The sequence below is a fragment of the Nocardioides kribbensis genome, from assembly GCF_015070375.1.
GTDB classification, from domain to species: Bacteria; Actinomycetota; Actinomycetes; order Propionibacteriales; family Nocardioidaceae; genus Nocardioides; species Nocardioides kribbensis.
On record NZ_JADCLL010000009.1, the window covers coordinates 190,470 to 204,582 of the forward strand.

Below are 14,113 nucleotides of genomic sequence, written 5' to 3' on the forward strand. Positions count from 1 at the left end.
GAGACACCTCCCGTTCACGCGCGACTGCCACACTGGCCCCATGTCCGCCGAGATCGTCGAGAGCCACGACGCCGCGCCCGAGGAGCCCTTCGACGTCGAGCCGCCCTACGTGCCCGACGACGAGGCGCTGGCGGCGGTGGAGAAGTACGACGACCGGTTCCTCGACCGCGAGCTCAGCTGGCTGCGCTTCAACCAGCGCGTGCTGGAGCTGGCCGAGGACCGCGACCTGCCGCTGCTCGAACGGGTCCGGTTCCTGGCCATCTTCACCAGCAACCTCGACGAGTTCTTCATGGTCCGCGTGGCCGGCCTCAAGCGGCGCATCGCCGCGGGCCTGGCCGTGCGCGCGGCCAGCGGCCTCATGCCGCGCGACGTGCTGCACCACATCTGGACCACCACGCGCGAGCTCAGCGAGCGCCAGGCCCACCTCTTCCGCGACGAGATCGTGCCCGCGCTGGGCGACCACGGCATCGAGCTGGTGCGCTGGGACGACCTCGACCGCGAGGAGCAGAAGCAGTGCAAGCGGATGTTCAAGGACCGGATCTTCCCGGTGCTGACCCCGCTGGCCGTGGACCCGGCCCACCCCTTCCCCTACATCTCGGGCCTCTCGCTCAACCTCGCGGTGCTGATCCGCAACCCCAAGACCGGCAAGGAGCACTTCGCCCGGGTCAAGGTGCCCCCGATCTTCAGCCGCTTCGTGCCGCTGGGCAACGAGCGCTTCGTGCCGCTGGAGGACGTCATCGGCGAGCACCTGCGCCGGCTCTTCCCCGGCATGGACATCCTCGAGGTCCACACCTTCCGCGTCACCCGCAACGAGGACCTCGAGGTCGAGGAGGACGACGCCGAGAACCTCCTGGCCGCGCTGGAGAAGGAGCTGCTGCGCCGCCGCTTCGGCCCGCCGGTGCGCCTGGAGGTCGAGGAGTCGATCTCCCCCGGCGTGCTGGAGCTGCTCAAGGAGGAGCTGGGGGTCAGGGAGGACGAGGTCTTCCACCTGCCCGGCCCGCTCGACCTGCGCGGCCTGCACGGCATCGCCGACATCGCGCGCGAGGAGCTGAAGTACCCCGCGTTCGTGCCGACCACCCACTACCGCCTCGCCGAGGTCGAGTCGGCGGCCCCGGTCGACGTCTTCAAGGCCGCGCGGCGCCACGACGTGCTGCTGCACCACCCCTACGACTCCTTCGCCACCTCGGTGCAGCGCTTCATCGAGCAGGCCGCCGCCGACCCGCACGTGCTGGCGATCAAGCAGACCCTCTACCGCACGTCGGGCGACTCCCCGATCATCGACGCCCTCATCGACGCTGCCGAGGCCGGCAAGCAGGTGCTGGTCATCGTGGAGATCAAGGCCCGCTTCGACGAGCAGGCCAACATCCGCTGGGCGCGCAAGCTCGAGCAGGCCGGCTGCCACGTGGTCTACGGCCTCGTGGGCCTCAAGACCCACTGCAAGCTGGCGATGGTGGTGCGCGACGAGCCCGACGGCATCCGCCGCTACACCCACATCGGCACGGGCAACTACAACCCCAAGACCTCGCGGATGTACGAGGACCTGGGCCTCATCACCACCGACGAGCGCATCGGCGAGGACGTCGCGCACCTGTTCAACAACCTCTCGGGCTGGTCGCGCAACGCCTCCTACGACGAGCTGCTCGTGGCCCCCGACTCGGTGCGTCTCGGCCTCGTGGAGCAGATCCACCAGGAGATCAGCCACCACCTGGCCGGTCGTCCCGCGCGGATCCGCCTCAAGGCCAACTCGGTCGTCGACGAGGCGGTCATCGACGCCCTCTACCTCGCCTCGCAGGCCGGTGTGCCGGTGCAACTGCTGGTGCGCGGCATCTGCTCGCTGCGCCCCGGCGTGCCGGGCCTGTCGGAGAACATCGAGGTCCGCTCGGTGCTGGGCCGCTTCCTGGAGCACAGCCGCGTCTTCCGCTTCGAGAACGGCGGCGAGCCGGTGGCCTGGATCGGCTCGGCCGACATGATGCACCGCAACCTCGACCGCCGCGTCGAGGTGCTGGTGCGCCTGCCCGGCGAAGAGAGCCTGGCCGAGATCGACCGGGTGCTCGACATCGCCTTCGACCCCGAGACCGACGCCTGGCTGCTCGACAGCGACGGCACGTGGACGCGCAACCACGGCCCGGTGCACCTGCAGGAGAAGCTGATCGAGGGGCAGCGCCGGCGGCGCCAGAGCACCTGACTTTCCCGCAGGGGCCCCCTAGCGCCTAGCATGGCCGACGGTTCTTTTCCTCCTCACCAGGAGTTCTCCGTGGGTTTGCGTTTCCGGCCGGTCGAGACGGCGTTCTACGACCAGTTCTCCGAGTCGGCCCAGCACCTGCTGGTCGGCACGGGCCTGCTCGCCGAGTCGCTCGACGGCACCGCCGACCTCGCCGACGTGGCCTCGCGCATGCGGGAGGCCGAGCACGCCGCCGACGAGACGACCCACGCGATCATCCGCCGGGTCAACCAGACCTTCGTGACCCCCTTCGACCGCGAGGACATCTACGCGCTGGCCTCGGGCCTCGACGACGTCATGGACTGCATGGACGAGGTCGTCGACATGCTCATGCTCTACGAGGTCAAGGCGATGCCCACCGAGCTGCTGACCGACCAGGTCGACGTGCTCCAGCGCTGCGCGGAGATCACCGCCGCCGCGATGCCCAACCTGCGCTCGATGCAGTCGCTCGACGAGTACTGGATCGAGATCAACCGGCTCGAGAACGTCGGCGACCGCAACCACCGACGGATCCTCGCCCACCTCTTCTCCGGGGAGTACAAGGCGATGGAGGTGCTCAAGCTCAAGGACATCGTCGAGGGCCTCGAGGCCGCCATCGACGCCTTCGAGCGGGTCGCCAACACCGTCGAGCAGATCGCCGTCAAGGAGTCCTGAGCCCCTCATGGACCTCGCGATCGTCATCGCGGTCGTCGTCGTCGCCCTGGTCTTCGACTACACCAACGGCTTCCACGACGCCGCCAACGCCATCGCCACCTCGGTGTCGACGCGGGCGCTGACCCCTCGGGTCGCGCTGGGCATGGCCGCGATCATGAACTTCATCGGCGCCTTCCTCGGCCAGGAGGTCGCCAACACCGTCGGCTCGGTGATCACCCCGGAGTCCGGGGGGTCCCACGGGCTGGTGATCGTGATGTCGGGCCTGCTCGGGGCCATCGCGTGGAACCTGCTGACCTGGTACTACGGCCTGCCCTCCTCCTCCTCCCACGCCCTCATCGGCGGCCTGGTCGGCGCGGCGCTGGCCTCCGGCTCGGTGGTGAAGTGGGACGTCGTGGTCGACAAGATCATCCTGCCGATGATCGCCTCGCCGCTCTTCGGCTTCGCCGCGGCCTTCCTGCTCATGCTCGGCATCATGTGGGGCTTCCGGCGCCGCAACCCCCACCGCACCATGCGCGGCTTCCGGATCGCCCAGACCCTCTCGGCGGCCGCCATGGCGCTGGGCCACGGCCTCCAGGACGCCCAGAAGACGATGGGCGTGATCTTCCTGGCCCTGGTCACGGGCGGGTACGCCGGCGCCGACGACGACCTGCCGATCTGGGTGATCCTGGCCGCCGCCGCGGCCATCTCGGCCGGCACGTGGGCCGGCGGCTGGCGGATCATGCGCACCCTGGGCCGACGCATCATCCACCTCGACCCCGCCCGCGGCTTCGCCTCCGAGACCGTGGCCGCCGGCGTGCTCTACACCACCGCCTTCGTCTTCGAGGCGCCGATCTCCACCACGCACACCATCACCTCCGCGGTGATGGGCGCCGGCGCCACCAAGCGCTTCTCAGCCGTGCGCTGGGGCGTGGCCCGCTCCATCGTCACCGCCTGGGTGCTGACCTTCCCCGCGGCCGGCGCCGTCGCCGCGGGTCTCTACTTCCTCTGCAAGTACGTCTTCCAGCTGCCATGAGCCGACCTCTCTCCGACGACCACCGGCCCCGCCGGACCTTCGCCATCATCAGCCACCCCGACGCGGGCAAGTCGACGCTGACCGAGGCGCTGGTGCTGCACGCCCAGGTGATCACCGAGGCCGGCGCCGTGCACGGCAAGGCCGGGCGCAGCGGCACCGTCTCGGACTGGATGCAGATGGAGCGCGACCGCGGCATCTCCATCACCTCCGCCGCGCTGCAGTTCGAGTACGCCGACCACGTCGTCAACATGGTCGACACCCCCGGGCACGCCGACTTCTCCGAGGACACCTACCGCGTGCTCTCGGCCGTCGACTCCGCCGTCATGCTGGTCGACGCCGCCAAGGGCCTCGAGCCGCAGACCCTCAAGCTCTTCCGGGTCTGCGCCCTGCGGGGCATCCCGGTCATCACCGTCATCAACAAGTGGGACCGCCCCGGCCTCGACCCGCTGGAGCTGATGGACGGCATCGAGAAGCAGATCGGTCTGCGGCCCACCCCGCTGACCTGGCCGGTCGGCATCGCCGGCGACTTCCGCGGGGTGCTCGACCGGCGCAGCGGGGAGTTCATCCGCTACCTGCGCACCGCCGGCGGCTCCACCCGCGCCCCCGAGCAGCACCTGCCGGCCGAGCAGGCCGCCGCCGAGGAGGGCGAGGCCTGGACCACCGCCCAGGAGGAGCACGAGCTGCTCTCGGCCGACGGCGCCGACCACGACCAGCAGCGCTTCCTCGACGGCGCTACCACCCCGGTGCTCTTCGCCTCGGCCCTGCTCAACTTCGGGGTCGCCCAGATCCTCGAGCGGCTGCTCGAGCTCGCCCCTCCCCCGCACGCCACGCCCACCGAGGCGGGCGGCGTGCGCGAGGTCGACGAGCCCTTCAGCGCCTTCGTCTTCAAGGTCCAGTCCGGCATGGACTCCGCCCACCGCGACCGGCTCGCCTACGCCCGGGTCTGCTCGGGCGTCTTCGAGCGCGGCATGGTGGTCAAGCACGCCTCCACCGGTCGGCCCTTCGCCACCAAGTACGCCCAGGCCGTCTTCGGCCGTGAGCGCTCCTCGGTCGAGACCGCCCTGCCCGGCGACATCATCGGCCTGGTCAACGCCAACGCGCTGCGGGTCGGCGACACCATCCACGACGGCCCCGCCGTGCGGTTCCCTGCCATCCCGACCTTCGCCCCCGAGCACTTCATGAGCGTGCGCGCCAAGGAGTCGGGGCGCTACAAGCAGTTCCGCCGCGGCATCGAGCAGCTCGACCAGGAGGGCGTGGTCCAGGTGCTGCGCTCGACGGTGCGCGGCGACCAGAACCCCGTGCTCGCCGCGGTCGGCCCGATGCAGTTCGAGGTCGTGGCGGCGCGGATGGAGACGGAGTTCAACGCACCCGTCACCATGGACTCGTTGAGCTACACGATCGCGCGGCGCACCCGCGCCGAGGACGCCGACGTGCTGCGCGGTGTGCGGCAGATCGAGGTCCTCGAGCGCGCCGACGGCGCCCACATCGTGCTCTTCCCCGACAAGTGGCGGGCCCACACCGTGGCCCGCGACCACCCCGACATCCTGATCGAGGAGCTCCCGGCCAGCACCTGACCGACGCACCCGCGTCGGTGAGCACGCGCGCCGCCCTCCCGCGATCGCCAGCACCACCCTGAAGGAGCACCCATGAGTCACCCCCATCCCGAGCTGAAGCGCCCGCCGCGCCTGCCCCGCAAGGGCCTGCGCGTCGTCGCCCTCGGCGGCCTCGGCGAGGTCGGTCGCAACATGACCGTCTTCGAGCACGACGGCAAGCTGCTCATCGTCGACTGCGGCGTCCTCTTCCCCGAGGAGCACCAGCCCGGCGTCGACGTGATCCTGCCCGACTTCGAGTGGATCCGCGACCGTCTCGACGACGTCGTCGCCGTCGTGCTCACCCACGGCCACGAGGACCACATCGGCGGCGTGCCGTACCTGCTGCGCGAGCGGGCCGACATCCCGCTGGTCGGCTCGCGGCTCACGCTCGCCCTCATCAAGGAGAAGCTCAAGGAGCACCGCATCCAGCCGGTGCTGGTGGAGGTCAAGGAGGGCGAGACCCGCTCCTACGCGCCCTTCGACCTCGAGTTCGTCGCGGTCAACCACTCCATCCCCGACGCCCTGGCCGTCGCCATCCGCACCTTCGCGGGCATGGTGCTGCACACCGGCGACTTCAAGATGGACCAGTTCCCCCTCGACCGGCGCATCACCGACCTGCGCGCCTTCGCCCGCCTCGGCGAGGAGGGTGTCGACCTCTTCCTCACCGACTCCACCAACGCCGAGGTGCCCGGCTTCACCACCTCCGAGCGCGAGCTGCTGCCGGCCATCGAGCAGGTCTTCCGCACCGCCCCGCGCCGCGTCATCGTCTCCAGCTTCGCCAGCCACGTGCACCGCATCCAGCAGGTGCTCGACGCCGCCCACGCCCACGGGCGCAAGGTCGCCTTCGTCGGGCGCTCGATGGTGCGCAACATGGGCGTGGCCCAGGACCTGGGCTACCTCACCGTGCCTCCCGGCCTCATCGTGCCGCTCGACCAGCTCGAGAAGCTGCCGCCCCACAAGGCCGCCCTGGTCTGCACGGGCTCGCAGGGCGAGCCGCTGGCCGCGCTGTCGCGCATGGCCAGCCGTGAGCACAAGATCCGCATCGGCGAGGGCGACACCATCCTCATGGCCAGCTCGGTGATCCCGGGCAACGAGAACGCCATCTCCAACGTCATCAACGGCCTGACCCGCTGGGGCGCCAACGTCGTGCACAAGGGCAACGCCAAGGTGCACGTCTCGGGCCACGCCAGCGCCGGCGAGCTCGTGTACTGCTACAACGTCGTGCAGCCGCGCAACGTCATGCCCGTGCACGGCGAGTACCGCCACCTGCGCGCCAACGCCGACCTGGCCATCAGCACCGGCATGGACCCCGCCAACGTCGTGCTCGCCGAGGACGGCGTGGTCGTCGACCTCGTCGACGGCAAGGCCTCGGTGGTCGGCAAGGTGCGCTGCGGCAACGTCTACGTCGACGCCCAGACCGTCGGCGGCGTCACCGAGGCCACGCTCAAGGACCGGCGCACCCTCGCCGAGGAGGGCGTCGTCACGGTGCTCGCCATCGTCGACGCCGACACCGGCGAGCTGGCCGACCCGCCGGACTTCCTCGTGCGCGGCTTCGAGCACGCCCCCGACGCCTTCGACCCCGCGGTCAAGGTCATCGAGCGCACCCTGGCCCGCGCCGCCGCCGAGGGCATCGGCGACTCCCAGCAGCTCGAGCAGATGCTGGGCCGCGACATCGGCCGCTGGTCGCACAAGACCTTCCGCCGCAGCCCCCTCATCATCCCGCTGGTCATCGACGCCTGAGCGACCGGCCAGGAGCACGACCACCGGCGCGGCGCCGTCCCAGGAGGACGGTGCCGCGCCGGTGGCGTCCTGGGGGCACGCGGCTACCGTGGGCGCCCTGATGGACATGCCGATGAACGACCGCGTCCCCGACTGGGTCACCCCCCTCGCCTGGGTGTTCCTGGCCCTCTCGCTGGCGACGGCCGCGGTGATCGCCGTCGACGTCCTGCTGCGCGGCCACCGCCAGCGCACCCGCACCCTCGACGTGGTGTGGATCTGCTCCGGGCTCTACCTCGGACCCTTCGCGCTGCTGCTGTGGCGCCGTCACCGCGACCCGGCCGACCGGACCGACGGTGCTCTGCCGACCGCGGTCGAGGGGCTGCCCGGCGGGTCGGCCTCCGCGCTCGCCCACCTGGTCGGGGTGCCGCTGGTGGTCGCCTCCGGGCTCACCATCGCGGGCATCGACCTGTGGGTGATGATCCTGGTCATCGGTGCGCTGGCGATCGCTCTGCTCGTCGTCCACGAGCGGGCCACCCTCGGCACCCCGGTGGGCACGGCGGCGTTCGCGGCGGTGCTGACCGTGCTGGCCTTCGACGTCGGCATGGGCGGCTGGATGGTGCTGCTCCACCTCGCCGAGCTGATGCCGCCGGCGTCCGAGGGCGCCTTCTGGTTCCTCATGCAGCTCGGGGTGGTGCTGGGTCTGGTCACCGGCTACCCCGTGGTGCGGTGGCTCGCCGAGCGGCGCGGCGTGGCGACCGCCTGACCTCGCGCCCGGGGGCTCAGGCGTCCCGGCCGGGGCCGGGCACCTGCTCCTCGGGCCGGTCCAGCAGCTCGGTCAGGTGCCCGACGGCGTCGCGGGCCGAGCGGTTGGCGCCGATGAGCGTGGCGCTGGCCGCGCCGGTCCAGTCGCCGTAGCCCACGAAGAGCAGCCGGGGGTCGTCGGCGGAGACCGTCGGGTGGTCGGCCCGGGTCAGCGGGTGCCCGTCGACGCGGCGCAGCCCGACCCCGGTGACCGGCACGAGCGCGGGCCGGAAGCCGGTGCACCAGACGACGACGTCGAGGGCCTCCTCCCGGGCTCCCCTGCCACCGGGGTCGGCCCAGCGGGCGCCGGTGGGCGTCAGCCGCTCCGGCAGCGGTACGGCGCGCAGGCCGCGCCGGTCGCGGGCGTGCTGGACGCTGGCGACGGCGACCACGTCGCCGAGGCCGCCGACGCCGGGGCCCTCGCCCGCGACCGCGCGGGTGGCCGCCTCGAAGAGGGCGCGGCCGTCGACGTCGTCGGGCAGCAGGCGGGGCTGCTCGCGAGCGGCCCAGACGACCCGCGCGGGCGCAGGGTCGGCCAGCAGCAGGTCGGCGGCCACCTGGGCCGCGGAGTTGCCGCCGCCGACGACGAGCACGCGGCGCCCGGCGTACCCGGCGGGGCCGTGGTAGTCGACGGTGTGCAGCTGCCGTCCGCCGAAGTCCTCGGCGCCCGGGAAGGCGGGGCGGAAGGGGCGGCTCCAGGTGCCGGTGGCGCTGAGCACGGCCCGGGCACGCACGTCCCCGGCGTCGGTGCGCACGAGCACCGTGCGGGGGTCGCTCGCGTCGATCTCCCGCACCCGCACGGGCCGCAGCACGGGCAGGGCGTAGCGGGCCTCGAAGGCGGCGAGGTAGTCGCGGACGTGGGCAGCCGGCGGGGTGCCGGGGCCGCTCCAGGGAGGCATCGGCCAGCCGGGCAGCGAGGAGTAGGCCGCCGGGGAGAAGAGCCGCAGGCTCGACCAGCCCTCGGTCCACGCGCCCCCGGGCGCCGCGCGGTCGTCGAGCACGACGAAGGTCACCGGGCGCTCGCGCCGGCGGTTGGCGCGCACGAGGTGGTAGGCGGCGGCCAGCGCCGACTGCCCGCCGCCGACGACGACCACGTCGACGGCGGCGGGCAGCCCTCCGCGCGGCGGCGTGGTCAGGCCGTCAGCTCCGCGAGCAGCTTCTGCACGCGCTGGTCGATCTCGTCGCGCACCGCGCGCACCTCGTCGGGGCCCTTGCCGGCCGGGTCGGTGAGCGCCCAGTCCTCGTAGCGCTTGCCGGGGAAGATCGGGCAGGCGTCGCCGCAGCCCATGGTGATGACGACGTCGGAGGCCGCGACGTCCTCGGTGAGCAGCTTGGTGGGCACCTCGGCGGAGACGTCGATGCCGAGCTCGTCCATCACGGTGACGACCGCGGGGTTGATCGTGTCGGCCGGCGCCGAGCCGGCCGAGCGGACCTTGACCCGCCCCTGGGCGTGGTGCTGGAGCAGGGCGGCGGCCATCTGCGAGCGGCCCGCGTTGTGCACGCAGACGAAGAGGACCTCGGGCGTGGTGGTCATGTCAGGACTCCTGGGAGTGGGCGGGGTCGGGGGTGGGGGTGGGGTAGAGGCGACGGCGCGCCCAGAGCGCGACGTAGACGAGGGCGACCAGCACCGGCACCTCGATGAGCGGGCCGACGACGCCGGCCAGCGCCTGGCCGCTGGTGACGCCGAAGACGCCGATGGCCACGGCGATGGCCAGCTCGAAGTTGTTGCCGGCCGCGGTGAACGACAGCGTGGCCGTGCGCTCGTAGCCCAGGCCCAGGCGGTGGCCCAGGGCGAAGGAGACGCCGAACATGAGGAAGAAGTAGGCCAGCAGGGGCAGGGCGATCCGCGCGACGTCGCCGGGGCGGCTGCTGATCGTGTCGCCCTGGAGGGCGAAGAGCACCACGATGGTGAAGAGCAGGCCGTAGAGCGCCAGCGGGCCCACCCGGGGCAGGAAGGTCGACTCGTACCACTCCCGGCCGCGGGCGCGCTCCCCCAGCACCCGGCTGAGCCAGCCGGCCACCAGCGGCACACCGAGGAAGATCGCGACGTACTTCGCGATCTCCCAGGCCGAGACGTCCAGGCCGCTCTGCTCCAGGCCGAGCCAGCCGGGCAGCAGGTCGAGGTACAACCACCCCAGCGCGGCGAAGGCCACGATCTGGAAGACCGAGTTGATCGCGACCAGGACGGCGGCGGCCTCGCGGTCGCCGCAGGCCAGGTCGTTCCAGATGAGGACCATGGCGATGCAGCGGGCCAGGCCGACGATGATCAGGCCGGTGCGGTACTCCGGCAGGTCGGGCAGCATCAGCCACGCCAGTGCGAACATCAGCGCGGGGCCGACCACCCAGTTCAGCCCGATGGAGGCCGCGAGCAGCCGACGGTCGGAGGTCACCGTGCCGAGCCGGTCGTAGCGGACCTTGGCCAGGACGGGGTACATCATCACCAGCAGCCCGACCGCGATCGGCAGCGAGACCGAGTCGACCTCGACCGCCGAGAGGGCGTCGTCGAGACCCTCGACGGAGCGGCCGAGCACGAGACCGACCACCATCGCCACCCCGATCCACACGGGCAGGAACCGGTCGAGGGTGGAGAGCTTCGCGATGACGGCACCGTCGCGGGGGTCCTCCTGCGCCGCGGTGCCGGGCGGGGTCGGCGGCGGGGTGGACGGCGGGGTCGAGAAGGCGCTCATGCGGGCACCCCTGCTGCGTCGAAGAGCGAGCCGAGGGCGGCCATCGCCGCGGGCCGGGCCTGGTAGTAGACCCACACGCCGCGCTTCTCGCGGTCGAGGAGGCCGGCGTCGTGCAGCACCTTGAGGTGGTGGCTGATGGTCGGCTGGGAGAGGTCGAAGGCGGGCAGCAGGTCGCACACGCACGCCTCGGCGCCCTCGTGGGAGAGCACCATGGACAGCAGCCGCAGCCGCACGGGGTCGGCGATCGCCTTGAGCAGCGGCGCCAGCTGACCGGCCTGCTCGTCGGAGATCGGCTCGCGCGCCAGCGGGGTGCAGCACGCCAGCGGGTCGTCCGGGTCGGGAGCGAGGCTCTCATGCATCGACATGCGTCAATATTGACACATGTCGATGCCGTCCGCCACCCGCCGGACGCCCCGCCCCGCCCCGCCCCGGCTCAGCCGAAGCGACCGGAGATGTAGGACTCCGTCGACTCCATGTCGGGGTTGGTGAACATCTTCTTGGTGGGGTTGAACTCCACCAGGTGGCCCGGCTCCCCGGTCGCCTTGAGGTTGAAGAAGCCGGTGTCGTCGGAGACGCGCGCCGCCTGCTGCATGTTGTGGGTGACGATGACGATCGTGTAGTCGGCCTTGAGCTCGTGGATGAGGTCCTCCACGGCCGAGGTCGAGATCGGGTCGAGCGCCGAGCAGGGCTCGTCCATGAGCAGCACCTGCGGCTCGACGGCGATCGCGCGGGCGATGCACAGCCGCTGCTGCTGGCCGCCCGAGAGGCCCATGCCGGGCTTGCCGAGACGGTCCTTGACCTCGTTCCAGAGGTTGGCGCCCTTGAGGGAGCGCTCGACGATGGTGTCGGCCTCGGCCTTCTTCATCCGCTTGGCGTTGAGCCGGTTGCCGGCCAGCACGTTGTCGTAGATCGACATCGTGGGGAACGGGTTGGGCCGCTGGAAGACCATGCCGATCTGGCGGCGCACGGCCACCGGGTCGACCGACGGGTCGTAGAGCGACTGGCCGTCGACGACGACCTTGCCCTCGGCGCGGGCGCCGGGGATGACCTCGTGCATGCGGTTCAGCGAGCGCAGGAAGGTCGACTTGCCGCAGCCCGAGGGGCCGATCAGCGCGGTCACCGCCCGCGCCTTGATGGACATGGTCACGCCTTGCACGGCGAGGAAGTCGCCGTAGTAGATGTCCAGGTCGGAGACGTCGATGCTCTTGGCCATGACGGGTGGGTCCTCTCAGGGTGCCGCGGTCAGCGGCCGGTCTTGGGGGCGAAGAAGCTGCCGAGCACGCGGGCGATGACGTTGAGCAGCATCACGATGGTGATCAGCACGAGCGCCGCGCCCCAGGCGCGCTCGACCTGGAAGGGGACGTACTCCGCGAGTCCGCCGCGGGTCGCCTCGGAGAAGATCAGCACGGGAAGGGTGGCCATGCTGCCCTCGAAGGGGTTGAAGTTGGTGGAGCGCAGCGTGCCGACGATGAGCAGCAGCGGCGCGGTCTCCCCCGCCACCCGGGCGACGGCGAGCGTGACGCCGGTGATGATGCCGCCGATGGCGGTGGGCAGCACGACCTTGGTGATCGTGCGCCACTTCGGCACGCCCAGCGCGTAGGAGGCCTCGCGCAGCTCGTCGGGCACCAGCTTGAGCATCTCCTCGGTGGCGCGCACCACGATGGGGATCATCAGCACCGACAGCGCGATCGAGCCGCCGATGGCCATGCGGGTGCCGGGGCCGAAGATGAGCGTGAAGAGGGCCAGTGCGAAGAGGCCCGCCACGATGGAGGGGATGCCGGTCATGACGTCGACCAGGAAGGTCAGCACGCGGGCCAGCCGGCTGCCCTTGCCGTACTCGATGAGGTAGATCGCGGCCAGCACGCCGATCGGCACCGAGATCACCGTGGCGATCGCGGTGATGATCAGCGTGCCCATGATGGCGTGGTAGATGCCGCCGCCCTCTCCCAGGACGCCGTCCTGGGAGAAGGTCAGGAACTCCACCGACAGCGCCGGGGCGCCGCGGCTGACCACCTCCCAGATCACGGCCACGAGCGGCATCATCGCCACGGCGAAGGTGGTCCACACGACGGTGGTGACCAGGCGGTCGGTGCCCTTGCGCGAGCCCTCGACGGCGGTCGACCAGGCCGGGAGGGCCACGACGAGCAGGATCCAGCCGACCACGACGACCGGCACGGGGCCCCAGCCCAGCAGCAGGCCGACGAGCGCGGCCAGGCCGAAGGCGACCAGGGCGGCGACGGCCGGGGCCCAGCCGGGCAGCTGCGGGCGGGTCAGGGTGATGCTCTCGCCGGGGGCCGGCGAGGGACGGGTCTGGAGATCGGTCACGGGGTCACCCCTTGGCCTGGCCGCGGGCGGCGAGCCAGCGGCCGAGGAAGTTGACGGCGAAGGTCACGACGAAGAGCACGAGCCCGCCGAAGATCAGCACGTTGGTCTTGATGCCGGAGGCGTTGGAGTAGTTCAGCGCGATGCTCGCGGCGATCGTGGAAGGGTTCTGCGAGGAGATCAGGTTGATCGTGATGACGCCCGAGGCCGCCAGCACCATCGCCACGGCCATGGTCTCTCCGAGCGCACGGCCCAGGCCGAGCATGACCGCCGAGGTGACCCCCGAGCGGGAGTAGGGGAAGACCGTCATCCGGATCATCTCCCAGCGCGTGGCGCCGAGGGCCAGGGCGGCCTCCTCGTGCATGCGCGGGGTCTGGGCGAAGACCTCGCGGCACAGCGCGGTGATGATCGGCAGCGCCATCACCGCGAGCACGACGCCGGCGGTGAGGATCGTGCGGCCGGTGGTCACCGGGCCGGCGAAGAGCGGGATGAAGCCGAGGTTGTCGGCCAGCCACTGGTAGACGGGGAAGACCCAGGACTGCAGCGTCTCGCGGCCCCACAGGCCGTAGACGACGCTGGGCACGGCGGCGAGCAGGTCGATGGCGTAGCCGATGTAGCGCGCCAGGCGGCGCGGCGCGTAGTGCGAGATGACGAGCGCGACGCCGATGGCCAGCGGGGTGGCGATGATCAGCGCGATCACCGCGGCGATCACGGTGCCGTAGAGCAGCGGCCACACGTAGAGGACGATGTTGTCCTTGCCGTAGGCCTGGTCGCCGCTCGCCGAGAAGGCGGGGATGCTCTGCAGGAGCAGGAAGAGCGCCACGCCGGCGAGGGCCAGCATGATCAGCAGGCCCGCTCCGCGGGCGAGGCCGGCGAAGACCACGTCGCCGCGTCGGCTCACCACCTGGTCCTCGAGGGGCTCGGTCGGCCCCCCACGTGGCTCGGTGCTGGTGCTGGTCACCTGGGTCCCCCTGGTTCGGTGGCCCCGTCGGGGCCGCTCGTGCTGCCGTGTGGTGCTGGTGTGCGGGTCGATTGTGCCGGATCGCGAGCGACGGTGCCGCCTGCGTGGGTCGGGGGTGCGGGGCCCCCCCGGGCCCGCCCCCCC

Annotated in this window: 13 protein-coding genes; 6 read left to right on the forward strand and 7 right to left on the reverse strand. The window is 71.7% G+C overall.

Annotation, left to right across the window (positions count from 1 at the left end; genetic code table 11):
- Nucleotides 1-40: 40 nt before the first annotated feature.
- From IR170_RS18050 to IR170_RS18075, 6 genes are all read left to right on the forward strand, one after another.
- Entirely contained in the window at nucleotides 41-2,185 is a 2,145-nt protein-coding gene (locus IR170_RS18050) for an RNA degradosome polyphosphate kinase (RefSeq protein WP_056863414.1), read from the forward strand.
- Between the two features lie 69 nt (nucleotides 2,186-2,254).
- Nucleotides 2,255-2,875: a DUF47 domain-containing protein gene (locus tag IR170_RS18055; RefSeq protein WP_228942510.1), complete on the forward strand. Its 621-nt coding sequence runs from the start codon at nucleotides 2,255-2,257 to the stop codon at nucleotides 2,873-2,875.
- Nucleotides 2,876-2,882: 7 nt separating this feature from the next.
- On the forward strand, nucleotides 2,883-3,887 hold the full coding sequence (locus IR170_RS18060) for an inorganic phosphate transporter (protein ID WP_056863412.1): 1,005 nt from the start codon (nucleotides 2,883-2,885) through the stop codon (nucleotides 3,885-3,887).
- Complete coding sequence (locus tag IR170_RS18065; protein WP_056863411.1) at nucleotides 3,884-5,461, forward strand: peptide chain release factor 3; 1,578 nt, start codon at nucleotides 3,884-3,886, stop codon at nucleotides 5,459-5,461. Before IR170_RS18060 ends, IR170_RS18065 begins: the two co-directional genes overlap by 4 nt.
- A gap of 72 nt (nucleotides 5,462-5,533) precedes the next feature.
- Nucleotides 5,534-7,219, forward strand: a complete 1,686-nt coding sequence (locus IR170_RS18070) for a ribonuclease J (protein WP_193666293.1) — start codon at nucleotides 5,534-5,536, stop codon at nucleotides 7,217-7,219.
- Between the two features lie 100 nt (nucleotides 7,220-7,319).
- Nucleotides 7,320-7,961, forward strand: coding sequence for a DUF4396 domain-containing protein (locus tag IR170_RS18075; protein ID WP_193666294.1), 642 nt, complete (start codon nucleotides 7,320-7,322; stop codon nucleotides 7,959-7,961).
- A 16-nt stretch (nucleotides 7,962-7,977) separates the two neighbouring features.
- Here IR170_RS18075 and IR170_RS18080 read toward each other — a convergent pair whose 3' ends face one another.
- The 7 genes from IR170_RS18080 to pstC all read right to left on the reverse strand — a co-directional run bounded on the left by IR170_RS18080 (nucleotide 7,978) and on the right by pstC (nucleotide 13,909).
- Nucleotides 7,978-9,093: an NAD(P)-binding domain-containing protein gene (locus IR170_RS18080; protein WP_319805156.1), complete on the reverse strand. Its 1,116-nt coding sequence runs from the start codon at nucleotides 9,091-9,093 to the stop codon at nucleotides 7,978-7,980.
- 38 nt (nucleotides 9,094-9,131) lie between these two features.
- The gene (locus tag IR170_RS18085; protein ID WP_193666295.1) at nucleotides 9,132-9,533 is read right to left on the reverse strand and encodes an arsenate reductase ArsC; all 402 of its coding nucleotides are present in this window, start codon (nucleotides 9,531-9,533) and stop codon (nucleotides 9,132-9,134) included.
- A gap of 1 nt (nucleotide 9,534) precedes the next feature.
- Entirely contained in the window at nucleotides 9,535-10,686 is a 1,152-nt protein-coding gene (gene arsB, locus IR170_RS18090; protein WP_227489521.1) for an ACR3 family arsenite efflux transporter, read from the reverse strand.
- Entirely contained in the window at nucleotides 10,683-11,051 is a 369-nt protein-coding gene (locus IR170_RS18095; RefSeq protein ID WP_227489522.1) for an ArsR/SmtB family transcription factor, read from the reverse strand. Before IR170_RS18095 ends, arsB begins: the two co-directional genes overlap by 4 nt.
- A gap of 68 nt (nucleotides 11,052-11,119) precedes the next feature.
- Nucleotides 11,120-11,899, reverse strand: a complete 780-nt coding sequence (gene pstB / locus IR170_RS18100) for a phosphate ABC transporter ATP-binding protein PstB (RefSeq protein WP_193666296.1) — start codon at nucleotides 11,897-11,899, stop codon at nucleotides 11,120-11,122.
- A gap of 29 nt (nucleotides 11,900-11,928) precedes the next feature.
- The gene (gene pstA, locus IR170_RS18105; RefSeq protein WP_193666297.1) at nucleotides 11,929-13,011 is read right to left on the reverse strand and encodes a phosphate ABC transporter permease PstA; all 1,083 of its coding nucleotides are present in this window, start codon (nucleotides 13,009-13,011) and stop codon (nucleotides 11,929-11,931) included.
- A gap of 4 nt (nucleotides 13,012-13,015) precedes the next feature.
- Nucleotides 13,016-13,909 (reverse strand): phosphate ABC transporter permease subunit PstC, encoded by an 894-nt coding sequence (gene pstC / locus IR170_RS18110; RefSeq protein ID WP_228942507.1) that lies wholly within the window; start codon nucleotides 13,907-13,909, stop codon nucleotides 13,016-13,018.
- Nucleotides 13,910-14,113: the final 204 nt, after the last annotated feature.